Source organism: Allobosea sp. P4_E12, assembly GCF_056401655.1.
On the sequence record NZ_JBFUIY010000028.1, the window covers coordinates 65,721 to 86,777 of the forward strand.

At 65.5% G+C, this 21,057-nt stretch carries 22 protein-coding genes; 3 read left to right on the forward strand and 19 right to left on the reverse strand.

Annotated elements, in window-relative coordinates; translation table 11 throughout:
• Nucleotides 1-72 precede the first annotated feature (72 nt).
• Nucleotides 73-663 (forward strand): class I SAM-dependent methyltransferase, encoded by a 591-nt coding sequence (locus AC1DW9_RS27510; protein WP_441507657.1) that lies wholly within the window; start codon nucleotides 73-75, stop codon nucleotides 661-663.
• Nucleotides 664-739: 76 nt separating this feature from the next.
• Here AC1DW9_RS27510 and AC1DW9_RS27515 read toward each other — a convergent pair whose 3' ends face one another.
• From AC1DW9_RS27515 to kdpF, 18 genes are all read right to left on the reverse strand, one after another.
• Nucleotides 740-1,612 (reverse strand): sulfurtransferase, encoded by an 873-nt coding sequence (locus AC1DW9_RS27515; RefSeq protein ID WP_441507658.1) that lies wholly within the window; start codon nucleotides 1,610-1,612, stop codon nucleotides 740-742.
• Nucleotides 1,609-2,046 (reverse strand): OsmC family protein, encoded by a 438-nt coding sequence (locus AC1DW9_RS27520; RefSeq protein ID WP_441491699.1) that lies wholly within the window; start codon nucleotides 2,044-2,046, stop codon nucleotides 1,609-1,611. The genes AC1DW9_RS27515 and AC1DW9_RS27520 overlap by 4 nt, the downstream gene beginning before the upstream one ends.
• A 70-nt stretch (nucleotides 2,047-2,116) precedes the next feature.
• Nucleotides 2,117-3,163, reverse strand: coding sequence for a sulfate/molybdate ABC transporter ATP-binding protein (locus tag AC1DW9_RS27525; protein ID WP_441491698.1), 1,047 nt, complete (start codon nucleotides 3,161-3,163; stop codon nucleotides 2,117-2,119).
• A 12-nt stretch (nucleotides 3,164-3,175) separates the two neighbouring features.
• The gene (cysW, locus tag AC1DW9_RS27530) at nucleotides 3,176-4,051 is read right to left on the reverse strand and encodes a sulfate ABC transporter permease subunit CysW (protein WP_441507659.1); all 876 of its coding nucleotides are present in this window, start codon (nucleotides 4,049-4,051) and stop codon (nucleotides 3,176-3,178) included.
• Nucleotides 4,044-4,934: a sulfate ABC transporter permease subunit CysT gene (gene cysT, locus AC1DW9_RS27535; RefSeq protein WP_441507660.1), complete on the reverse strand. Its 891-nt coding sequence runs from the start codon at nucleotides 4,932-4,934 to the stop codon at nucleotides 4,044-4,046. Before cysT ends, cysW begins: the two co-directional genes overlap by 8 nt.
• Nucleotides 4,894-5,928: a sulfate ABC transporter substrate-binding protein gene (locus tag AC1DW9_RS27540; RefSeq protein ID WP_441491695.1), complete on the reverse strand. Its 1,035-nt coding sequence runs from the start codon at nucleotides 5,926-5,928 to the stop codon at nucleotides 4,894-4,896. Before AC1DW9_RS27540 ends, cysT begins: the two co-directional genes overlap by 41 nt.
• Nucleotides 5,929-6,179: 251 nt before the next feature.
• A complete protein-coding gene (gene cysG, locus AC1DW9_RS27545; RefSeq protein ID WP_476776607.1) occupies nucleotides 6,180-7,640 on the reverse strand; it encodes a siroheme synthase CysG in 1,461 nt (486 codons plus the stop codon).
• Complete coding sequence (locus AC1DW9_RS27550) at nucleotides 7,637-7,804, reverse strand: hypothetical protein (protein ID WP_176733396.1); 168 nt, start codon at nucleotides 7,802-7,804, stop codon at nucleotides 7,637-7,639. The genes cysG and AC1DW9_RS27550 overlap by 4 nt, the downstream gene beginning before the upstream one ends.
• Nucleotides 7,805-7,879: 75 nt before the next feature.
• Nucleotides 7,880-8,389, reverse strand: a complete 510-nt coding sequence (locus AC1DW9_RS27555; RefSeq protein ID WP_476776606.1) for a DUF934 domain-containing protein — start codon at nucleotides 8,387-8,389, stop codon at nucleotides 7,880-7,882.
• Nucleotides 8,376-10,046, reverse strand: coding sequence for a nitrite/sulfite reductase (locus AC1DW9_RS27560; protein ID WP_441507662.1), 1,671 nt, complete (start codon nucleotides 10,044-10,046; stop codon nucleotides 8,376-8,378). The genes AC1DW9_RS27555 and AC1DW9_RS27560 overlap by 14 nt, the downstream gene beginning before the upstream one ends.
• A gap of 3 nt (nucleotides 10,047-10,049) precedes the next feature.
• On the reverse strand, nucleotides 10,050-10,406 hold the full coding sequence (locus AC1DW9_RS27565) for a DUF2849 domain-containing protein (protein ID WP_441491691.1): 357 nt from the start codon (nucleotides 10,404-10,406) through the stop codon (nucleotides 10,050-10,052).
• Nucleotides 10,406-10,720 (reverse strand): 2Fe-2S iron-sulfur cluster-binding protein, encoded by a 315-nt coding sequence (locus tag AC1DW9_RS27570; protein ID WP_441491690.1) that lies wholly within the window; start codon nucleotides 10,718-10,720, stop codon nucleotides 10,406-10,408. Before AC1DW9_RS27570 ends, AC1DW9_RS27565 begins: the two co-directional genes overlap by 1 nt.
• A 178-nt stretch (nucleotides 10,721-10,898) precedes the next feature.
• Nucleotides 10,899-11,594 (reverse strand): response regulator, encoded by a 696-nt coding sequence (locus AC1DW9_RS27575; protein WP_441491689.1) that lies wholly within the window; start codon nucleotides 11,592-11,594, stop codon nucleotides 10,899-10,901.
• Nucleotides 11,591-14,305 carry a DUF4118 domain-containing protein gene (locus AC1DW9_RS27580; protein WP_476776605.1) on the reverse strand — a complete coding sequence of 905 codons (2,715 nt, stop codon included), beginning with the start codon at nucleotides 14,303-14,305 and terminating at the stop codon, nucleotides 11,591-11,593. The genes AC1DW9_RS27575 and AC1DW9_RS27580 overlap by 4 nt, the downstream gene beginning before the upstream one ends.
• A 10-nt stretch (nucleotides 14,306-14,315) precedes the next feature.
• Nucleotides 14,316-14,909, reverse strand: a complete 594-nt coding sequence (gene kdpC, locus AC1DW9_RS27585; RefSeq protein ID WP_441507663.1) for a potassium-transporting ATPase subunit KdpC — start codon at nucleotides 14,907-14,909, stop codon at nucleotides 14,316-14,318.
• A 24-nt stretch (nucleotides 14,910-14,933) separates the two neighbouring features.
• Nucleotides 14,934-16,970, reverse strand: a complete 2,037-nt coding sequence (gene kdpB / locus AC1DW9_RS27590) for a potassium-transporting ATPase subunit KdpB (protein WP_441507664.1) — start codon at nucleotides 16,968-16,970, stop codon at nucleotides 14,934-14,936.
• A gap of 20 nt (nucleotides 16,971-16,990) precedes the next feature.
• Nucleotides 16,991-18,700, reverse strand: a complete 1,710-nt coding sequence (kdpA, locus tag AC1DW9_RS27595) for a potassium-transporting ATPase subunit KdpA (RefSeq protein WP_441507665.1) — start codon at nucleotides 18,698-18,700, stop codon at nucleotides 16,991-16,993.
• 26 nt (nucleotides 18,701-18,726) lie between these two features.
• Nucleotides 18,727-18,813: a K(+)-transporting ATPase subunit F gene (kdpF, locus tag AC1DW9_RS27600; RefSeq protein ID WP_069880828.1), complete on the reverse strand. Its 87-nt coding sequence runs from the start codon at nucleotides 18,811-18,813 to the stop codon at nucleotides 18,727-18,729.
• 261 nt (nucleotides 18,814-19,074) lie between these two features.
• Between kdpF and AC1DW9_RS27605 the strand changes: the two genes are divergently transcribed.
• A complete protein-coding gene (locus tag AC1DW9_RS27605; RefSeq protein WP_441507673.1) occupies nucleotides 19,075-19,626 on the forward strand; it encodes a flavin reductase family protein in 552 nt (183 codons plus the stop codon).
• Nucleotides 19,627-19,672: 46 nt separating this feature from the next.
• Here the strand turns inward: AC1DW9_RS27605 and AC1DW9_RS27610 are convergent, their stop codons facing one another.
• A complete protein-coding gene (locus AC1DW9_RS27610; protein ID WP_441507666.1) occupies nucleotides 19,673-19,933 on the reverse strand; it encodes a hypothetical protein in 261 nt (86 codons plus the stop codon).
• 125 nt (nucleotides 19,934-20,058) lie between these two features.
• On the opposite strand from AC1DW9_RS27610, the gene AC1DW9_RS27615 reads away from it, so the two are divergent.
• Nucleotides 20,059-20,813 (forward strand): IS5 family transposase gene (locus AC1DW9_RS27615; protein WP_476770139.1). Its coding sequence is split into 2 segments (ribosomal slippage): nucleotides 20,059-20,392 and nucleotides 20,392-20,813, totalling 756 coding nucleotides; the frame shifts between segments, so codons are not numbered across the junction.
• The last annotated feature ends 244 nt before the right edge of the window (nucleotides 20,814-21,057 follow it).

The following is a 21,057-nucleotide window of genomic DNA, read 5'->3' on the forward strand; positions in this document are numbered from 1 at the left end:
TCGAGAATGCTACCCGGCGCCGGGCGAAGCCTCCGCGTTGCGCCTGAAGACGCCTTGGGACGGAGGACCGGCATGCTGGCCTCCGACAACTGGTCTTTCTTCCGCGCCTGGATCGGTGCGCCGTTGCGTGTCGCTTCGGTGACGCCGTCGGGCACCGCCCTGGCGGATCTGATGACACAGGAGGTCACGCCGGAAACCGGGCCTGTCATTGAACTTGGACCTGGAACCGGCGCATTTACCCAGGCGCTCATCAGGCGAGGCGTGCCCGAGCACAACCTGACCCTCGTCGAGTTCGGGCCCGATTTTGCGCGGCTGCTCGAAATGCGCTTTCCCGAGGCCCGTGTGCGCTGGATGGACGCTTCACGCCTTCGCGAAGTCGCTCTTTACGAAGCAGGAGGGGTTGGCGCCGTGATCAGCGGCCTTCCCGTGCTTTCGATGCCGCCACGAAAGGTCATCGCCATTCTCAGGGGCGCGTTTGGCTATTTGCGGCCGGGCGGCGCCTTCTATCAGGTCACCTATACGACGCGCTGCCCCATCCCGAAGCCAATCCTGGATCGCCTCGGCCTTCGCGCAACACGGATCGGCTCGACATTGCGCAACATCCCGCCGGCGGCAGTTTACCGGATTGCCCGGCATCGCCCCTCGCGGTCGAGTCTGGTCTGAAAAGGTCGAACGACAGCTGGATTCAGGCAGGGCGCGAGCGGAGGCGCGCGTTAACGCGCGCCTCCGCTCTGCGTCATCAGGCCGCCTGACTATCCCTCGTTGCAACCGGGCGTTCGAGATCCTGCGTCCAGTCGGTCATCGAGCCGTCATAGAGCGACACCTCGTCGTTCCCCAGAAGTTCGGAAAGCACGAACCAGTTCAGCGCTGCAGTGTGGCCGGTGTTGCAATAGGAAATCGCAGGTCCGTTCGGCACGCTGGAAAACAGGGCCGACAGGTCGCCTGCAGGTTTCAGGCGACCGGTCGAGAGATCGAAGGCCTCTGCGTAGTCACGCGAAATCGCGCCTGGAATATGCCCGGCGCGCGTCGCTTCCGCAGCCTTCTCGCGGCCCTCGAAATAGCTCGCCGAACGGGCGTCGACCAGGGTCGCGAGCCTGCTCTTCGAGGCGACGAGGGCGGCATCGGCAGTGCTGCGCAGCCGCTGCTGCACGACGACGGGATAAGGCTCGGCCGGTTTTGGCGCGGATGGACCGGCTTCGATCGGTCGCGACGGGTCGGCGCTCCACGCCCGGAATCCGCCATCGAGAATGGCCTGCTGGCCATGGCCGATCAGCTTCAAGGTCCAGTAGACCCGCGCAGCTGCGGCGAAGTCGGTCGCGCTGACGCCTGCCGGTACGATGACGACATCGTCATGCGGCTTGATGCCGAGGCTGCCGACCAGCCCGGCCAGATGATCGAGCGGCGGCAGCATGCCCGGTGCATTGCCGACCTTGGCGCGCCAGCCGTCGGCGACGTAATTGGTGTGCACGGCGCCTGGGATATGTCCCGCCTCATAGGCCGCCTTTCCGCCACCATCGACCGATGAGCGGATGTCGAGAACGACGAGGTTGCTGTCGGCCAGGCGCCGGGCCAGGGCCTCAGGCGTGGTCAGTCCGGAGAAGGTATCGCTCATTCCGCCGCCACCTGCTGCAGTTCATCGACAACTTCGAGCGCGTAGCTCATCTCGGCCGTCGCCCCGAGCATGATCGAGGCGGAGCAGTATTTTTCCTTCGACAATGTGACGGCGCGCTCGACCTTGGCTTGCGCCAGCCCGCGGCCGGTCACGCGATAGGAGAGATGGATCTTGGTGAAGACCTTCGGGTCTTCAGTCGCGCGCTCGGCCTCGACTTCGACCTCGCACCCCGTGACGGCTTCGCGGCCCTTCTTGAGGATCGAGACGACATCGAAGCCGGTGCAGCCCGCGAGACCGATCAGCAGCATCTCCATCGGCCGGATGCCGATATTGCGCCCGCCATATTCCGGAGCGCCATCCATGATGATGGCGTGGCCGCTGCCGGCCTCACCCATGAAGGCCATGCCCTCGACCCAGCTTGCCCGTGCTTTCATCGTCGTGTCCTCTCAAAGCCTGACTCGGCGAAAGACTTAAACGGTCGGCGGCGATGAGGCGAGGGTGGTGTCACGCCGCGGCAAACAGGCTGCCATGGGTGATCCGCAAGCGCACCCGTTCGCCGATGGCCGGTGCGACCTGGCTTGCGAGATCGACATCGATCCGCCGGATCAAGCCTTCAACGGCAATCTCGGCGCGCCGCAGCGGCCCGTTGCGGCGCAAATCCTCGACCACGCCGGGGAGGGCGAGCGGGGTATCGTCAACGATGCGCATATGCTGCGGCCGGACATAGAGCGAGGCGGCCCCGCCCTGGTTCTGCTGCAGGCCGCCAAGGACCGGCCGATTGCCGAAGAAGGCCTGCCCGCCGACGACCTCGACAGGGAGCTTGTTCGCCTCGCCCAGGAATTCGCAGACGAAGGGCGTCGCTGGATGGTCATAGACGTCATCGGGCGAACCGACCTGCTCCAGCCGCCCGTCGTTCAGGATCGCGACGCGGTCGGCCAGCTCGAGGGCCTCTTCCTGGTCATGGGTGACGAAGAGGGTGGTGTGGCCGGTGCGCCTGTGAAGGTCGCGCAGCCAGCCGCGCAAATCCTTGCGGACCTTGGCATCGAGCGCTCCAAAGGGTTCGTCGAGCAGCAGCACGCGCGGCTCGATGGCGAGCGCGCGGGCAAGGGCGACGCGCTGGCGCTGGCCACCGGATAGTTGCGTCGGGAAGCGCCGCTCAAGCCCGCCGAGCTGGACGAGTTCGAGCAGTTCGCTGACGCGCCTGGAGATTTCGCTCGCGCTCGGCCTCTCGCTCCGCGGCCGGGCCTTGAGGCCGAAGGCAATGTTGGACGCGACATCCATATGCCTGAACAGCGCGTAGTGCTGGAAGACAAAGCCGATCCGCCGCTCGCGCAGGCTGAGTCGGCGCGTATCGGTTTCGTCGAACAGCACGCGGCCATCATCGGCCTGTTCGAGCCCTGCGATCAGCCGCAGCAGCGTGGTCTTGCCCGAGCCCGATGGGCCGAGCAGCGCGACGAGTTCGCCGGGCTGCACGTCGAGCGAAACGCCGCGGAGGGCGGCAAAATTCGAGAAGCTCTTCTGGACGCTCTCGATGGTTACGGCAACGGACATTGATAGCCTCCGTCAATGGCGCGACTTGGCGGAGATCGCATCCGCGAAGTGCCATTCGAGATAGGTCTTGAGGGCGAGCGTCACCAGTGCAAGCCCGGCCAGCAACGAGGCGACGGCAAAGGCAGCGACGCTGTTGTATTCATTGTAGAGAATCTCGACATGCAGCGGCATCGTCGTGGTCAGCCCCCTGATCCGGCCGGACACGACCGTGACGGCGCCGAACTCGCCCATGGCGCGTGCGTTGCAGAGCAGCACGCCATAGAACAGGCTCCACTTCACATTCGGCAGCGTGATGGTGAGGAAGGTGCGCCAGGGCGAGGCGCCCAGCGTCAGGGCCGCCTCTTCGTCGCTCGAGCCGAGCGCCTGCATGTGCGGAATCAACTCGCGCGCAACGAAGGGGAACGTGACGAAGATCGTCGCCAGCACCAGCCCGGGCAGCGCGAAGATGATCTCGATATCATGGGCCTTGAGCCAGGGCCCGAGAAAGCCCTGCGCGCCGAAGAGCAGAACATAGACCAGGCCCGAGATCACCGGAGAGACCGAGAAGGGCAGGTCGATGAAGCTGATCAGCAGGCTCTTTCCCCGGAACTCGAACTTGGCGATGGCCCAGGCGGCGGCGACGCCGACGACTAGATTGAAGGGCACCGCGATGGCGGCGACCAGCAGGGTCAGGCGAACGGCGCTCAGGGCATCCGGCTCCGTAATGCTCTCCAGGAAGAGCCCATATCCCTTCGCAAAGGCTTCGATGAAGACCGCGATCAGCGGCAGGAAGAGGAACAGCAGCAGAAAGCCCAGTGCCAGGCTCAACAGCAGGGCGCGGATCCAGAAGCCGTCGCGCAGCGCGCGGTCGGTCTTGTAGATGGCGGCCGGCAGCGGCGTGTCAGACATGACCCAGTCTCCCGCGGCTCCAGGACTGGATTCCATTGATCGCCAGGATCAGCGCGAAGGAGACGATCAACATGATCGTCGCGACGACGGAAGCCCCCGCATAGTCGAACTGTTCCAGCCGGATCACGATCAGGAGCGGGGCGATCTCGGAGAACATCGGCACGTTGCCCGCGATGAAGATCACCGAGCCGTATTCGCCGACGGCACGGGCGAAGGCGAGGACGAAGCCGGTCAGCAACGCTGGCACGATACCGGGAAGGATGACCCTGAAAATGGTGCGCAACCGGCTGGCGCCAAGCAGTGCGGCGGCCTCCTCGATATCCGCATCGGCTTCCTCCAGCACTGGCTGCACGGTCCGCACCACGAAGGGCAGGCCGATGAAGACGAGCGCCACCATGACGCCGAGCGGGGTATAGGCGACCTTGATGTTGTAGGGAGCCAGCAGGGCACCGATCCAGCCGTTCGGCGCGTAGATCGAGGCGAGGGCGATGCCTGCGACAGCGGTCGGCAGCGCGAAGGGCAGGTCGACCGCGGCATCGAGCAGCCGCCGGCCGGGGAAGCGGTAGCGCACCAGAACCCAGGCGATGATCAGCCCGAAGATGGCGTTGAGGATCGCGGAAAACAGGGCAGCGCCAAAGGACAGCTTCAAGGCAGCCTGGGTGCGGGCCGAGGTGATGATCGCCCAGATATCAGCGGGGCCAGCGCTTGCCGCCTTGAGGAAGAGTGCCGCGAGCGGGATGAGCACGATCAGCGACAAGGCGCTGATCGTGATGCCGAGCGACAACCCGAAACCGGGAAGGATGCTAGGCTGCCGCCAGGAGCTGGCCGTTACCGCCACGCGGTCACCGCGCCGGCTTGTAAAGCTGATCGAAGGTCCCGCCATCGGCGAAATGATCCTTCTGTGCCTTGGTCCAGCCACCGAAAACGGTGTCGATGGTGATCAGCTCAAGCTTGGGGAAACGCGCGAGGTCCTCAGCTGCCGCGGCCTCCGTATTGCGCGGCCGGTAGAAGTTCTTCGCGATGATGGCCTGTGCAGCCGGCGTATAGAGGAATTCGAGATAGGCCTGGGCTGCGGCACGCGTTCCCTTGGCATCGACATTGCCGTCGACGATCGTCACCGGCGGCTCTGCCAGGATCGAAAGCGAGGGCACGACGATGTCGAACTTGTCGGCGCCGAATTCCTGCAGCACGAGGAAGGCCTCGTTTTCCCATGACAGGAAGACGTCACCCTGGCCGCGCTGGGCGAAGGTCGTGGTCGAGCCGCGCGCGCCCGTGTCGAGCACCGGCACGTTCTTCAGCACGGCGGCGATATAGTCCCGCACCTTCGCCTCGTCCTTGCCATAGGCCTTCTCGGCCCAGGCCCAGGCCGCGAGATAGTTCCAGCGTGCGCCACCCGAAGTCTTGGGATTCGGGGTGATGACGCTGATGCCAGGCTTGGCGAGGTCGCCCCAGTCCTTGACGGCCTTGGGGTTGCCCTTGCGGGTCAGGAACACGATCGTCGAGGTGTAGGGAGAGGAGTTCTGCGGCAAGCGCTTTTGCCAGTCGAGCGGGATCTTCTTCGAGCGCTCGGCAACGGCGTCGATGTCGCCCGCCAGCGCCAATGTCAGCACGTCGGCATTGAGCCCGTCGATCACCGTGCGGGCCTGGGCGCCCGAACCACCATGCGACTGGCGGATCGTCAGCTTCTGCCCCGTCTTCTTCTGCCACTCGGCGGTGAAGGCGGTGTTGATGGCGCGGTAGAGTTCGCGGGTCGGATCATAGGAGACGTTGAGCAACTCGCTCTGGGCGCGAGCGCCGCTGACGATACCGAAGCAGATGGAAAAGGCGCCGACGATCAGGGCTGCCTGGATTATCCGGCGAATGCGCTCTTGCGTCATGTCAGTGCTCCGTCGAAATCAATGCCGTCAGCTCATATGAGCGGGCAACCGTTCTGAATAACAAACAAAGCGTACTGAATTGGCGGTATTTCCTCAACCTACCGGTGCAGGTAGCCCCTTCCAAACTTTGCCCCGTCCGGAGAAAACGTCTCTCCTTTCAAGGCGTTCCAAGGCAGATGCGGCAATCGCGTCGTTCAGGCGGGGCCGGACACAAACCCGCATATCGGGCGTCCGCCGATTCGATCGGCCGGTCAGGCGCTGCGCAGAGTCTGCAGATCGAGCGCCTCGGCTGCAACACCTTCGAGCGCGCGTCCGATCAGCACAAGCAGCGGCCCTTTGGGCGGCAGCTCGCCAAGCCGCTCCGGCAGGGTGGCGATCGTTGCGCGCAAACGCGCTTCGCCGGGCTGCGTCGCGGCGACCACTGCGATCGCCGGCGTCTCGGGGGCGAGACCAGCGGCAATCGCCTGCTCGCGGAAGGCGGCCAGGGTGTTCCGCGCCATATAGATCACGGTCGTCGCATGAGGATCGGCAAGAGCTCGCCAGTCGAGATCCTCGGGCAGCGTCCCCGTGCGGGCATGGCCGGTCACGAACTGCAACCGCCTGGCATGGTCGCGATGGGTCAGGGAGAGGCCGAGTGATGCCGCCGCCCCCTGAGCCGCCGAGATGCCGGGCACCATGACGACGGGAATACCGGCCCGGGCGCAGGCTTCGATCTCCTCGCCGGCGCGGCCGAAAATGCCGGGATCGCCGCCCTTCAGCCGCACGACATGCTTGCCGTGGCTCGCGAGCGAAACGATCAGCGCGTTGATGTCGTCCTGCTTGACGGAGGGACCATAGCCGGTCTTGCCGACCAGCATGCGCTTGGCCTCGCGGCGGGCGAATTCCAGCACGCCCGCGGAGACGAGGTCGTCATAGAGGATGATGTCGGCGCTCTGCAGCGCGCGGATCGCCTTCAGGGTCAGCAATTCCGGATCGCCGGGGCCAGCGCCGACGAGCGTGACCCTGCCGATGCCCTGATGGCCGCTCTCGAGACGGTCGAGTGCGGCAAAGAGCTCCGCTTCGTCGTGGGATTGCGGCGCGCGTTCCGGTTCTGCCATGGCGCGGCGGGTGAATTTCTCCCAGAAGGCACGACGCAGCGCGAAGGGCAGGTCGCGGGCCTGAACTGCAGGCCGCCACTCCTTGGCGGCCTGCGCCCAGTCCTTGAGACCGGCGGGAAGGAGGGCTTCGATCTTGGTACGGATGGTCTGGCCAAAAACGGGCGAAGCGCCGTCGGTCGAGATCGCGACGACCAGCGGGGACCGATTCACGACCGACCCGAAGGCGAAGTCGCAGAATTCCGGCTTGTCGACGACGTTGACCGGCACGCCGGCCTGCCGTGCGGCGGACGCGAAGGCGTGTGCCTCCTCGTCCTCTTCGATCTCGCCGATGGCCAGCGCCGCGCCATCGAAGTCGCCCGGCTGCCAGTGGCGGCTGTACAGGGTGATCCCGGCGGCAGCCGGGTCAGCGACGAGACTGTCGAACAGCTCCGTCTCCACCCCGGCAAGAATGAGGAGATCGGCTCCAGACGCCGCGAGCAACTCGGCCTTCCAGAGCGCACCTTCGCCCGTACCCGCCAGCAAGACCTTGCGCCCGTCCAGCTTGTGGAACAGCGGCAACGTCGCCAGCCGCTCGATGCGGCGCGCAGTCGTCGGTTCGGGCGCTCTTTGCGTCATCGCGTGGTTTCTGCCGCCTTCAGGTCGACCGGCCGATCCGGTGCGCCAGCCGGCGGCATCAACAACCAGAATCCGGCAAGCGCAAGGATGATAAGCCGAAAGCAAATATCGAACCAGCGTTCATAGGGGCGAGGCGGAATCGCGCGCAACAGGTCGCCGTCCATGCAGTCCTCCCTCAAATCCTCACCCTCGCGGGCGCGCTGGCAGCCTGCCTCGCTCTGCGAGAACCTGGCCATGAATCAACCTGCTGCAGCGCGGGCCGCGCGCCGCTGGTCGAGAATGTTGCGGCTGTCGCCGTAGCCGCGCTGATAGCCATGGCTGATCCGGCTGGCCGCGCTCAGCCATTGCTCGACCGGCTGGCGCGCCGCACTGGTCTCCGGCAGTTCGATCTCGTCGAAGCCGCATGAGAGCGCATAGGCGAACTGGTCGGCGATCAAGGGGCCGCTGGCGCGCAGGGTTCCGGTGAAGCCGTGGTTGCGAATGAGCTTGGCCAGGCTGAAGCCGCGCCCGTCCGAGAAGGCCGGGAAGGCAACGCTCACCAGCGAGAGCTGCCGGAGGACAAGCTTGAGTTCGGCGATCCGAATATGATTGGGCACGCTCACGCCGATGCGCTGGTCACGGGCTTTCTGCCGCAGCGCGTCCGGCAAAGCCTCCCAGTCGACGAGGGCGTGCGAGAGGTTGTCGATGGCCGCCCCTTCGCTGCGCGTCCAGACATCCGTCTTGGTGCCGGAGCGATCAAGCAACAGCATGCGCGGTCTCCTGGAATGCGGCTTTGAAAGGTCCAAGGCCGAGCCGGCGGACGGCATCGATAAAGCTCTCGTTCGCCTGGCGCGTCCCGACATAGACATTGACGATGCGTTCGATCGCATCGGGCACGTCCTCGGCGGCAAGGCCAGGGCCCAGAATCTCGCCGATGGCCGCGTTCTCGGTCGCGTCGCCACCGAGCGTGATCTGGTAGGATTCGATGCCGCGCTTCTCCAGGCCGAGAATGCCGATATGGCCGACATGGTGGTGGCCGCAGGCATTGATGCAGCCGGAGATCTTGATGTTCAGCTCTCCGATCTGGCGCTGACGCTCGGCATCCGCGAAGCGATGCTGGATGGCCTGGGCGATCGGGATCGAGCGCGCTGTCGCCAGCGCGCAATAATCGAGCCCGGGGCAGGAGATGATGTCGGTGATCATCCCGACATTGGCGGAGGCCAGGCCCGCTTCGCCGAGCTTCTGCCAGATCGCAAAGAGATCGCGTTGGCGCACATGCGGCAGGACGAGGTTCTGCGCATGGGTGACGCGCAGTTCGTCATGCGAATACTGCTCGGCCAGGTCGGCAACGAGCCGCATCTGCTCAGAGGTCGCGTCGCCCGGCGCCTGGCCTATCGGCTTCAGCGAAATGGTCAGCGCTGCATAGCCAGGGGCCTTATGCGGAGCTGTGTTGACCTCCACCCAGCGCGCGAAGGCGGGATTTGTGGCCTTGGTCGCTTCCAGCACGCGGCTGACGGCGGGCAGGGCCTCGTAGGTTGGCGGAGCGAAATAGGCGGCGATGCGTGCGACTTCCGCAGGGTCGGCATTGACGGAGGGACCGTCGAGCCGTGCGAACTCCTCCTCGACGCGCCGCGTGAATTCCTCGGCGCCAATCTCGTGGACCAGGATTTTGACCCGAGCCTTGTACTTGTTGTCGCGGCGGCCTTCGAGATTATAGACCCGCATGATCGCCTCGAGATAGGCGAGGAGGTCGGCCTTGGGCAGATAGTCGCGCACCACCTTGCCGATCATCGGCGTGCGGCCGAGACCGCCGCCGACACTGACCTCATAGGAGATGGCATTGGTGTCCGGGTGCCGCCGCAGGCGCAGGCCGATGTCATGCGCCTTGATCACGGCCCGGTCATGCTCGGCCCCTGTCACCGCGATCTTGAACTTGCGCGGCAGGTAGCTGAACTCGGGATGCAGGCTCGACCATTGCCGGATCAGTTCGGCGGTCGGGCGCGGGTCCTCGATCTCGTCCTGCGCGACACCGGCGAAATGATCGGCCGTGACATTGCGGATGCAGTTGCCCGAGGTCTGGATGCAATGCATCTCGACCTCGGCAAGGAGATCCAGGATCTCCGGGATGTCACGCAGTTTCGGCCAGTTGAACTGCAGGTTCTGGCGCGTGGTGAAATGGCCATAGCCGCGGTCATAGCGTTCGCCGATCAGGGCGAGCTGGCGCAATTGGCGCGAAGACAGCGTGCCGTAGGGCACCGCAATGCGCAGCATATAGGCGTGGAGCTGCAGGTAGACACCGTTCTTCAGCCGCAGCGGCTTGAACTCGTCCTCGGTCAGCGAACCATTGAGCCGGCGGCCGACCTGATCCCGGAACTGGGCGACCCGCTCGCGGACGAAGCGCGCATCGAATTCATCGTAGCGATACATGTCTCAGGCCCTCCGCTCGGCTGCGATACCGTCCCCGGCCTGCTTGCCGAGATCGGGACGGTTGCTCGGTCCGAGCGTCTTCATGCGTTCGCGATAATGCCGTGGCACCGGCCCGCCGGCCTCGATCGCGACATCGACGAGGTAGGCATCGACGACATGCTGGGCTGCGAATTCGCTGACGGCATAGGCCTCCAGCCGCGCCGCTGCCGCATCGTCGGCTGCGACCAGCGCAAGCGCGGGATCGCGCGTCCAGGCGAGCGCACCGGCGGCAGCAACCGAAGCGAAAACGACATCGCCATCAAGCAGATCATTGGCGAGAAGGATTGCCGGAAGAGGCGGGCGCTTGGGGGCAGCGGCCATCACGCAGCCTCCGCCAGGGTCAGCGTCAGGCCGTCGAGATCATCGGACCAGATGATCTGGCACGAGAGCCGGGAGGTCCGTTCAATCAGCGGCAGCGTATCGAGTGCGTCGATCTCGTCCTCGCGCGGCTCGGGCAGGCGCTCGGCCCATTCCGGCGAGACGATGACATGGCAGGTGGCGCAATCGCAGGAACCGCCGCAGACGCCTTCGATCCCGACGCGATAGTCGCGCAGGATTTCCATGACCCGCCAGCCTTCGACGGCCTCGAGTTCATGCGGCTGACCCTGCCGGTCGATGACGTTGAGAATGGCCACCTTCAGCGCTCACCTTGTTCGCTATTCCGAACATCTCAAATACGGCAGCGCAGCGGTGGGTTCAATTCACGCCTGGTAGCGTGTTTTTTCTTATTCCCGTTGAAAAGGAGGATATTTGTCTTTGCCGCAGCTGCAGAAGGGGCGGGGGCGAAATAATCCTCTCACCGCCAAGATGACGCTAGACCAGTCCGCCGAGCCGGTAACCGACGCCGGGTTCGGTCTCGATCAGCTTCGGGCTCGTCGGGTCCTGCTCGAGCTTCTGGCGGAGCTGACCGACGAAGACGCGGAGATACTGCACATCGTGCTCATGTGCCGGCCCCCAGACGGCAGTGAGGATCTGGCGATGGGTCAGTACCCGGCCATTGCCGCCGGCGAGCGAGGCGAGCAGGTCATATTCCTTTGGTGACAGCTTCACATGCGTACCGTCGCGGCTGACGCGTCGATTGACGAGATCGATCTCGACGGCGCCCGAGCGGATCACCGCGTCCGCACCCTGACGCTCGATGCGGTGACGCAGCGCCACGCGCAGCCGTGCCAGCAATTCGCCGACCCCGAACGGCTTTTCGACATAGTCATCGGCACCGGCATCGAGCGCATCGATCTTCTCGGTCTCGCGATCCCGCGCCGAGAGGATGATCACCGGGCCGTCATAAAAGGCCCGCGCCTTGGCCAGCGCCTCCTTGCCGTCCATGTCGGGCAGACCGAGATCGAGCACGACCGCATCCGGCGGCTTTCGTGCAAGCTCGCGCAGGCCGGCTGCGGCGTCATCGGCGCGAACCGGCTCGTAACCGGCGGCATCGAGCGCCGGAGCCAGGAAGCGATGGATCTGAGGTTCATCGTCGATGACGAGGATACGAGGGCGAAAGGCTGTCATGTCGTGACTCCGGGCGCGCTGTCCTTGCGCAAGCTGATCAGGATGCGGGTGCCGCCGGGTGTTCCGTCCGGACGGTCCTGGATCGGGCTCGCGGCTGCGATCCGCCCGCCCATCGCCTCGACGAAGCCCTTTGAGATGGCGAGGCCGAGGCCGGCGCCCTTGCCGCGTTCCCCGCCACGGTCGGTCGATTCCTCGAGCCTGCGGAACTTCTCGAAGACGCGTTCCAGCTCGGCAGTGGGAATACCGCGACCTTCATCCTCGATCGAGATCACGACATTGCCCCTGTCTTCATAGGCCGCCGTCTCGATCAACGAACCGTCCTCGCTATAGGTGATGGCATTTTCCAGGATGTTGACCAGAGCCTGCTCGAGCAGGCCAGGGTCGGCCCGTACGGCCGAAAGCGCAGCGGGAAAATCGCGCTGGACGCGGCGGTGATCGAGGCGGCGCGAGACGCGCTCGATCGCTGCGGCAATCACGTCGCGCACATCGGTCCAGTCGCGGCGCGTCACCAGCGCTCCGCCTTCCAGCCGCGACATGTCGAGCAGATCGCCGACATAACGATTGAGCCTTTCGGCCTCCTCGCGGATCGAGAGCAGCAGGTCGTCGCGCACCGCGGGCTCGACCGTCTTGCCGAAGTCGATCAGCGTCGTCGCCGATCCGAGCACCGTCGCCAGCGGCGTGCGCAGATCATGGCTGACGGAGTTGAGCAGCGCCGAGCGCAGCCGATCACTGCGGCGGAGCGCCTCGGCATCGACGGCCGCGGCGGCCAGTTCGGCCCGCTCCAGCGCGATCGCCCCCTGATCGAGCAGCGCCAGCGCGAAGCGTTCGTTCTCGGCATCGAGCAGCGCTTGCGGTTCGAATCCGACGACGCCCGAGCGCGAGCGCACGCCCTGCAGCGCGCGGAATGTCCAGGCAGCATTGGGCAAGGTGCCGGTGCCGGCGCCGGCAGGCTCGCCGCGCGTCCAGGTCCAGCGCGCCGCGGTCATGTCTGCTGTGCTGAGCGCCTCGAGCGCAGGCGCTCCGGCCGCCGCGGCGATTTCCTCGCCATGCGGTAGGAAGACGACGATTTTGCCGGACGTCGCGGCCGAAAGCTGCTCGGCCAGGATCGTGGCTGCATCCTCCTTGCGCGCGGCTCCCGACAGCCGCCGGCTCGCGGCGAGCAATGCGGTGATCGCCGAGGCTCGTCGCGCCGTCGCCCTGGCCTGATCCCGGACCCGCCCCGTCAGGCCACCCGTCGTCATCGCCACCGCGAAGAAGACGAGGAATGTCAGGACATCCGCTGGATGGCCGATCCAGAAGCTCAGCAGCGGCTCGAGGAAGAAGAAATTATAGGCAACCGCGGCGAAGGCTGCGGCCGTGACGGCTGGCCAGAGACCGAATGCGAGTCCCGATATCAGCACGCTGACCATGAACAGCATGGCGAGATTGGCATTCTCGACACGGTTCTGGATCATCTCCCCGATAAGGATCGTGCCACCGATCAGCGCAGCGGAGGCGAGGTGGCCGCCCCATTGCAGCGCGCGCTTCGGAACTGGGGACGACGGGACGGCAGGCCCGGACGCGCTCTCGGTGATGATGTGCAGCGCCGCGCCGTTCTGTGCCTCGAGCAGGGCTGGCGCCAGCGACCGGTGGAACCAGGCGCGCCAGCCCCGGCGGTGCGACTTGCCGACGACGATCTGGGTGACGTTGTTGCGCCTGGCATAGTCCAGCACGGTGGCGACGAGATCGTCGCCTGTCAGCACGACATTGGCTGCGCCGAGCTGTTCGGCGAGCTTGAGCGCTTCCGACAGGCTGCGGCCGCGAGCAGAATCCGGCTCGACGCGGTTCGGCCGCTCGACATGCGCCACCGTCCAGGGCGCGTCCATCATCATGTCGGAGAGGCGCCGTCCCGCGCGCACCAGCGAACTCGCCATGGCGTCCGGCCCGATCAGGACCAGGATGCGCTCGCCGGCCGCCCAGGGGCCTTCGACGCCGGCACGCTTCATCGCCTGGCTGAGCTGGTCGTCGACGGTCTGGGCAGCGCGGCGCAAGGCCAGTTCGCGCAGCGCCGTCAGGTTCTCGGGCTTGAAGAAATTGTCGGCGGCGAGCCGCGCCGTCTCGGGCAGATAGACTTTGCCCTCTGCCATGCGCTGGCGCAGTTCGGTCGGGGTGATATCGATCAGCTCGATCTCGTCCGCCCGGCTGAGGACGCTGTCCGGCACCGTTTCACGCTGGCGCACGCCGGTGATCTTCCAGACCACGTCGACGAGGCTCTCCAGATGCTGGACGTTCAGCGTCGTCCAGATGTCGATACCGGATTCGAGCAGTTCCTCGACATCCTGCCAGCGTTTCGGGTGGCGGCTGCCGGGAGCGTTGGAATGGGCATATTCGTCGACGAGCAGGAGGCGCGGCTTGACGGCCAGCGCCGCATCGAGGTCGAACTCCAGCAAGGTCCGGCCGCGATGCTCGATCGGTCGGCGCGCCATGACCTCGAGACCGTCGAGCAGGGCCTCGGTCTCCCGCCTCCCATGGGTCTCGACCACGCCGACAAGGACCTCGCCATGCTCGGCCTGGGCGCGGCGGCCCTGGGACAGCATCTCGTAGGTCTTGCCGACGCCTGGAGCCATGCCCAGAAAAATCTTGAGCCGGCCGCGTTTGCGGCCGGCCTGCGCCAGAAGGGCATCGGGATCGGGGCGTCCCTGCTCCCGGAATCTGGTCTCGTCTGCAGTCATAACGCTGGGCTCATGGCGCCTTAGCTTGCGGCTTCGGATAACGCGCGTCGAGGGCGAGATTCGCGGTCAGCACGTTTACACGCGAACGACCGAGAAAGCCGAAGGTCGGCCCCTGCGTGTTCGCTGCGATGATCGCCGCAACCTGGTCCGGGGCGATGCCGCGGGTTTTGGCGATGCGAGCGACCTGGCGGTCCGCGTTCTCCGGCGAGATATGGGGATCCAGACCCGAAGCGGAAGCGGTAACCGCATCGGCCGGCAAGGACCCTTTCCCGTCGGCCTCCCGCAGCGCCTCGGCATCCGCCTTGATCCGTGCAGCGAGGTCCTCGTTCATGGGGCCCAGATTCGAGCCCGATGAGCCCGCTGCATCATAGCCGTCCTTGCCGGCGGCGGAGGGGCGGGGACGCAGATAGGCGTCGCCCTTGAAGTTCTGGCCGATCCACTGCGAACCGACGATCTCGCCTTGGGTATTGCGGATCAGAGAACCGCCGGCCTGGGACGGGAAGGCCGCGCCGGCGATACCGGTCACGCCGAGCGGGTAGGCAAGGCCGAGGACGAGGGTGAAGAACACCATCGAGGCGATGGCAGGACGAAGATGGGACAACATGGTTGGTGCTCCTTGTCCGCGGCGTCAGGCGAGCTTCAGGGCTGTGACGATCATGTCGATCAGCTTGATGCCGACGAAGGGCGCGATCAGCCCGCCGATGCCATAGAGGGTGAGGTTGCGCGAGAGCAGCTTGGCGGCGCCGATGGCGCGATAGCGCACGCCGCGCAGGGCCAGCGGGATCAGCGCGATGATGACCAGCGCGTTGAAGATCACGGCCGAGAGGATGGCGCTATGCGGGCTCGTGAGCCCCATGACGTTGAGGGCGCCCAAGGCCGGCAGCGCGGCCACGAACAGGGCCGGGATGATCGCGAAATATTTGGCGACGTCGTTGGCGATCGAGAAAGTGGTCAGTGCTCCGCGCGTGATCAGGAGCTGCTTGCCGACCTCGACGATCTCCAGGACCTTGGTCGGATCGCTGTCGAGATCGACCATGTTGCCCGCCTCGCGGGCGGCCTGCGCCCCGGTCTGCATGGCCACGCCGACATCGGCCTGCGCGAGCGCCGGGGCATCATTGGCGCCGTCGCCGCACATCGCGACGAGACGGCCCTTGGCCTGCTCGGTGCGGATCATGCGCAGCTTGTCCTCCGGGGTCGCCTCGGCGAGAAAATCGTCGACGCCGGCTTCGGAAGCGATGGCCGCAGCGGTGACGGGATTGTCGCCGGTGATCATCACGGTGCGCACACCCATGCGGCGAAGATCGGCGAAGCGATCCTTGACGCCGGGCTTCACCACATCCTTGAGGTGGATGACGCCGACCAGCGCACCGTTCTCGCTGACCGCGAGCGGCGTGCCGCCCGAGCGGGCGATGCGGTCGACCGCGTGGCGCATCTCGGCCGGGACCTGGCCGTCGCGCAGATCGAGCATGGTCAGCACGGCATCGACCGCGCCCTTGCGCCAGGACTGGCCGTTATCGTCGAGGCCCGACTGACGCGTCGTCGCGCTGAAGGCGATCGCGGTCGCATGGTCCGGGATGCTGGCAGTAATGCCTTGCTCCCGCGCCAATTCGACGATCGAGCGACCCTCGGGGGTCTCGTCGGCGAGAGAGGCCATGAGCGCGGCGCGCAGCGCATTGTCCGGGCGAACGCCCGGCGCCGGGATGACCTCGACGGCCATGCGGTTGCCGAAGGTGATCGTGCCGGTCTTGTCGAGCAGCAGCGTGTCGATGTCGCCCGCGGCTTCGACTGCGCGCCCGGAGGTCGCGAGCACGTTGACCTTGAGCAGCCGGTCCATGCCTGCGATGCCGACCGCGCTGAGCAATCCGCCGATCGTGGTCGGGATCAGCGTGACGAAGAGCGCACCGAGCACCATGGGATCGAGCGAGATGCCGGAGAAGGCACCAAGGCCGGTCAGGGTGACGACGGCTACCAGGAAGACCAGCGTCAGGCCGGCGAGCAGCACGGCAAGCGCAAGCTCGTTCGGGGTCTTGCGCCTGTCGGCGCCTTCCACCATCGCGATCATGCGATCGAGGAAGGAGGAGCCCGGCTGCGACGTGACCTTCATCTTGATCCAGTCGGAGACCACCGTGGTGCCGCCGGTGACGGCCGAGCGGTCGCCACCGCTCTCCCGGATCACCGGAGCGGATTCGCCGGTGATCGCGGCCTCGTTGACCGAGGCGACACCCTCGACGATCTCGCCATCGGCCGGGATCACGTCGCCGGCCTCGACCAGCACGAGATCGCCCGGAACGAGCTTGTGGGCCGCGGTCGGGATCATCGCATTCCGCTCAGGGTCGATGATCAGCTTGGCCTTGGTGGTGACGCGGGCGGCACGGAGCGAATCTGCCGCCGCCTTGCCGCGCCCTTCGGCAATGCTCTCGGCAAAATTGGCGAAGAGCACGGTGAGCCAGAGCCAGGCCGCGATCTGGATCGGAAACCCGGCAGGTGCGCCGGCGGAAAGGGCGACCGCGGCGGAAACCGTCGCGAGCGCCGCGACGACCTCCGTGGCCAGGATCACGGGATTTCCGGTGAGCTTGCGCGGGTCGAGCTTGACGAAGGCGCTCTTCAGCGCCGTCAGCACGACGCCCTGGTCGAAGCTGGAGGATTTGACGAAGGACATACTCATGGAAGCTTTCCTTTGTCGGCTCAACGAGCCGCCGCAAGCACCTGGAAGTGCTCGACGATTGGTCCGAGCGCGAGCGCCGGGAAGAATTGCAGGCCACCCAGGATCAGGATGATGCCGATCAGCAGGCCGACGAAGAGCGGGCTGTCAGAAGGCAGAGTGCCGGCGGTGGGCTGGAGTTTCGGCTTGGCCGCGATAGCGCCCGCGATGGCGAGCACCGGAATGGCATAGGCGAAGCGGCCGAGCAGCATCGCGATGCCGAGCGTGGTGTTCCACCAGGGCGCATTGGCGGTCAGGCCGGCATAGGCCGAGCCGTTGTTTCCCGTCGCCGAGGAGTATGCGTAGAGGATTTCGGTCAGACCGCGCGGCCCCTTGTTGAGCAGTCCCTCGAGCGCGACCGGCAGCACCGCAGCGATCGCGGAGAAGCCGAGGATCGAGAGAGGCAGGATGAGCACCGCCAGCATCGCGAACTTGATCTCACGTGCCTCCACCTTCTTGCCGAGATATTCCGGTGTACGCCCGACCATCAGGCCGGCGACGAAGACCGCGAGCAGCGCCATCACCACCATGCCGTAAAGGCCGGAACCGACGCCGCCGGGCAGAATCTCGCCGAGCTGCATCAGGAACATCGCAACGCCGCCTCCGAGCGGCATGTAGCTGCCATGCATGGAATTGACCGAGCCGTTCGAGGCACCCGTGGTCTGGGCGGCCCACATGGCCGACGTGGCGGCGCCGAAGCGGACTTCCTTGCCTTCCATGTTGGCCGAGGCATCGGGGATGCCAGCGGCGATCATTGCCGGCTGCGGCGTCAGCGTCTCGGACGCGTAGATGGCCGAGGCCGCGACGCCGACGAGGATCGCCATGACCGCGATCAGCGCGCGCGCCTCGCGGCGTGCACCGGCGACACGGCCAAAGGCGATGACCGTGCCGAAGGCGAGCGCGTTCAGTGAAACCACCTCGATCAGGTTGGTCAACGGCGTCGGATTCTCGAGCGGGTGCGCCGAGTTGACGTTGAAGATGCCGCCGCCATTGGTGCCCCATTGCTTGATGGCTTCCTGGCTCGCGGTCGGGAACAGCGAGATCACCTGCTTCGCGCCTTCGACGGTCGAAGCCTCGACATTGGCGAGCAGCGTCTGCGGCACACCGGCCGCGACCAGCGCAAGGGCTGTGACGATGGACAGCGGAAGCAGGACGTAGAGGACCGAACGGGTCAGATCGACCCAGAAATTGCCGAGGCCCTCGCCCCGATCCGCAGCGAAGGCGCGCGACAATGCAGCGGCGACCGCGAGGCCAGCGCCGGCCGAGACGAAATTCTGCACGGTGAGCCCAGCCATCTGGCTGAGATTGCTCATCGTTGTCTCGCCGCCATAGGACTGCCAGTTCGTGTTGGTGACGAAGCTGACGGCGGTGTTGAAGGCGAGGTGCGGCGACAGCCCGTCAAAGCCTTGCGGATTGAGCGGCAGCACGCCCTGCAGGCGCAGCATCCCGTAGAGCAGCGCAAACCCGGCGGCGCTGAAGGCAATCAGCGCGCCGGCATAGCCGAACCACCCTTGCTGCCGGTTGCGGTCGACGCCGAAGGCTGCATAGGCCACGGCTTCGACCGGTTTCAGCACCGGATCGAGCCAGGTTCGTTCGCCCGCCCAGACGCGAGCCATGAAGATTCCAAGTGGCCAACCCACGGCCACAGTCAGCGCGATCGTGAAAACGATCTCGGCCCAGCCCCGCCAGTCCATGCGAGGTCTCCTTTATGAAAGCTGTGTCAGAAGCGGTCGGGGCGCAGCAGCGCAGCGACCATGTAGACCGCGAGCCCAAGCGCCGCGGCCCCGTAAAGCCAGGTGAGCGCCATGGTCGTCAGACCTTGCGCAACTGCGCAGCATAGGCCGCGAAGAGCCCGAAGGCTCCGAGCCCGAGCGCGATGAAGACGATGTCGGCCATGGCCAATCTCCAGTCAGGTTAGACCGGAGATGTGGTGCCTGGGGCAGTAAGGGGTCGAGGGGAAAGGCAGGGGGGAGGCATAAGGGTTCCATAAAGGTCGCCTGCAGCAACGATCTTTCGCTGGTCACTGGCGTTGGGCCTTGCAGAGGCCAGCGGAGCGATGGTCATGACCATTCAGGAGATGCCGGCATCAAAGGCCTATCGCCTGCTTGAGGCCGGACCGATCGTTCTCGTCACGACATCGGACGAGGGGCGGCCGAACGTCATGACCATGGGTTTCCACATGGTGATGCAGCATGCGCCGCCGTTGATCGGCTGCATCATCGGCCCGTGGGATCACAGCTACAAGGCGTTGCGGGCGAGCGGCGAGTGCGTGATAGCGATCCCGACAGTCGACCTCGCCCGAAAGGTGGTCGATATCGGCAATTGCTCGGGCGGTGAGATCGACAAGTTCAAGCGCTTCCGGCTCACTGCCAAGCCGGCGAAGGACGTCACGGCGCCGTTGATCGGCCAATGCCTCGCCAATATCGAGTGCCGCGTTGCCGATCGGAGCCTGATCGAGCGCTACAATCTGTTCATTCTGGAAGCCGTGCGGATCTGGGTTGACCCGGAACGGAAGGAACGCCGGACCCTGCATCATCGCGGCGACGGTACCTTTGCGGTCGATGGCAAGATCATCGACCTGCGCGAGCGCATGGTGCTGTGGAAGCAGATCCAGGGCTAGGCCCAACGCACGCCGCGCCGCGTGTGCAGGGGGCTCGAAGCTGCACTCACCAGAACAAGGGGCGTCCCCCATAGGGGTAATAGCCCCACCCGGGCCCTCCTGCTTGTTCGAAGCGATAGAGGCGTGCAGCCGAGCGTGCCAAATCGACGTCGAGCAGGCATTTGGCAAATGCGTCAGTGCCTGGCCGGAAGCCATAGGATCGGCAACGCACTTCGTCGGCGCTACGCTGTTCTGCCGCAGTGATGGTTTGACAGGCAGCGAGGCCGCCGGAGATCAACACCATGGCGAGTAACGAGGCTCTCTTCATGATGCGGCTCCTATCCAGGCAACGGCTTGATAACTTTTGCCGCATTGATGGCCAAGATATGGCTAGGCTCAGGACCTATTAATTTTGCTTGAGATGTGATTCACGGTGTCCTGGAGGATGCCGTGATGGATGATTTGTTTCTGCTGAGCGAGCGGCAGATGACGCGGATATCGCCGCATTTTCCGCTGTCGCATGGCGTGCCACGGGTTGATGATCGGCGTGTGGTGAGCGGGATCGTCTACGTCATCCGCAACGGCCTGCAGTGGAAGGACGCGCCCAAGGGCTACGGTCCCCACAAGACACTCTACAATCGCTTCATCCGCTGGAGCCGGCTCGGCGTCTTCGACCGGATCTTCGCCGGGCTTGCCGGCGAAGGGCCCAGGCCGGAGCGGATCATGATCGACGCGACGCATCTGAAGGCGCATCGCACGGCGGCGAGCCTGCTCAAAAAGGGGCTCTTCCCCGGTGTATCGGGCGCACCAAGGGCGGGCTGAACTCCAAGCTCCACACCGTCTGCGACGAGACCGGCCGCCCGATCATCATGCTGCTCTCGGAAGGCCAGATGAGCGACCACAAGGGCGCAAGCCTCGTGCTCGCTGCCCTACCGTCAGCCAAAACCCTTATTGCCGACCGCGGCTATGATAGCGCCGCGTTCCGCCAGGCCCTGGTCGCCAAAGGCATCGCACCCTGCATTCCATCGAGCCGAAGCCGGAAAATCCCGTATCCCTACGACAAAGCGCTCTATCGCCAGCGCCACAAGGTCGAGAACCTCTTCGCTAAGCTCAAAGACTGGCGACGCATCGCCACACGATACGACCGCTGCGCCCACACTTTCTTCTCGGCAATCTGTATCGCCGCGGCCGTCATCTTCTGGCTCTGATCAACGAGATGCTGTAACGGGGCCTGCGTCGCGCGCTGCCCATTGCCACTTGCGTCTAGAAGGGCAAGCTGTCGCCGTTCCCGTACCGACCCTGAAGGTGGAGGATTACGGGATGAGGCTGTTCATCGGATTGGATGTGTCATTGGCGAAGACTGCGGTCTGCGCCATCACCGAGCACGGCAAGATCGTGAAGGAAGCGCAGGTCGCCAGTGACCCAGAGGCCGTGGCGGGATATGTGCTGGCG

Coding starts and splice junctions, on each gene's coding strand:
- kdpB (WP_441507664.1), bottom strand. CDS start 16,970: ATGAGTATGTCCTTCGTCAAATCCTCCAGCTTCGACCAGGGCGTCGTG.
- cysW (WP_441507659.1), bottom strand. CDS start 4,051: ATGTCTGACACGCCGCTGCCGGCCGCCATCTACAAGACCGACCGCGCG.
- cysT (WP_441507660.1), bottom strand. CDS start 4,934: ATGGCGGGACCTTCGATCAGCTTTACAAGCCGGCGCGGTGACCGCGTG.
- AC1DW9_RS27525 (WP_441491698.1), bottom strand. CDS start 3,163: ATGTCCGTTGCCGTAACCATCGAGAGCGTCCAGAAGAGCTTCTCGAAT.
- cysG (WP_476776607.1), bottom strand. CDS start 7,640: ATGACGCAAAGAGCGCCCGAACCGACGACTGCGCGCCGCATCGAGCGG.
- kdpA (WP_441507665.1), bottom strand. CDS start 18,700: ATGGACTGGCGGGGCTGGGCCGAGATCGTTTTCACGATCGCGCTGACT.
- AC1DW9_RS27520 (WP_441491699.1), bottom strand. CDS start 2,046: ATGAAAGCACGGGCAAGCTGGGTCGAGGGCATGGCCTTCATGGGTGAG.
- AC1DW9_RS27540 (WP_441491695.1), bottom strand. CDS start 5,928: ATGACGCAAGAGCGCATTCGCCGGATAATCCAGGCAGCCCTGATCGTC.
- kdpF (WP_069880828.1), bottom strand. CDS start 18,813: ATGGCGCTCACCTGGCTTTACGGGGCCGCGGCGCTTGGGCTCGCGGTC.
- AC1DW9_RS27575 (WP_441491689.1), bottom strand. CDS start 11,594: ATGACAGCCTTTCGCCCTCGTATCCTCGTCATCGACGATGAACCTCAG.
- AC1DW9_RS27580 (WP_476776605.1), bottom strand. CDS start 14,305: ATGACTGCAGACGAGACCAGATTCCGGGAGCAGGGACGCCCCGATCCC.
- AC1DW9_RS27515 (WP_441507658.1), bottom strand. CDS start 1,612: ATGAGCGATACCTTCTCCGGACTGACCACGCCTGAGGCCCTGGCCCGG.
- AC1DW9_RS27560 (WP_441507662.1), bottom strand. CDS start 10,046: ATGTATCGCTACGATGAATTCGATGCGCGCTTCGTCCGCGAGCGGGTC.
- AC1DW9_RS27565 (WP_441491691.1), bottom strand. CDS start 10,406: ATGGCCGCTGCCCCCAAGCGCCCGCCTCTTCCGGCAATCCTTCTCGCC.
- kdpC (WP_441507663.1), bottom strand. CDS start 14,909: ATGTTGTCCCATCTTCGTCCTGCCATCGCCTCGATGGTGTTCTTCACC.
- AC1DW9_RS27610 (WP_441507666.1), bottom strand. CDS start 19,933: ATGAAGAGAGCCTCGTTACTCGCCATGGTGTTGATCTCCGGCGGCCTC.
- AC1DW9_RS27510 (WP_441507657.1), top strand. CDS start 73: ATGCTGGCCTCCGACAACTGGTCTTTCTTCCGCGCCTGGATCGGTGCG.
- AC1DW9_RS27555 (WP_476776606.1), bottom strand. CDS start 8,389: ATGCTGTTGCTTGATCGCTCCGGCACCAAGACGGATGTCTGGACGCGC.
- AC1DW9_RS27550 (WP_176733396.1), bottom strand. CDS start 7,804: ATGGACGGCGACCTGTTGCGCGCGATTCCGCCTCGCCCCTATGAACGC.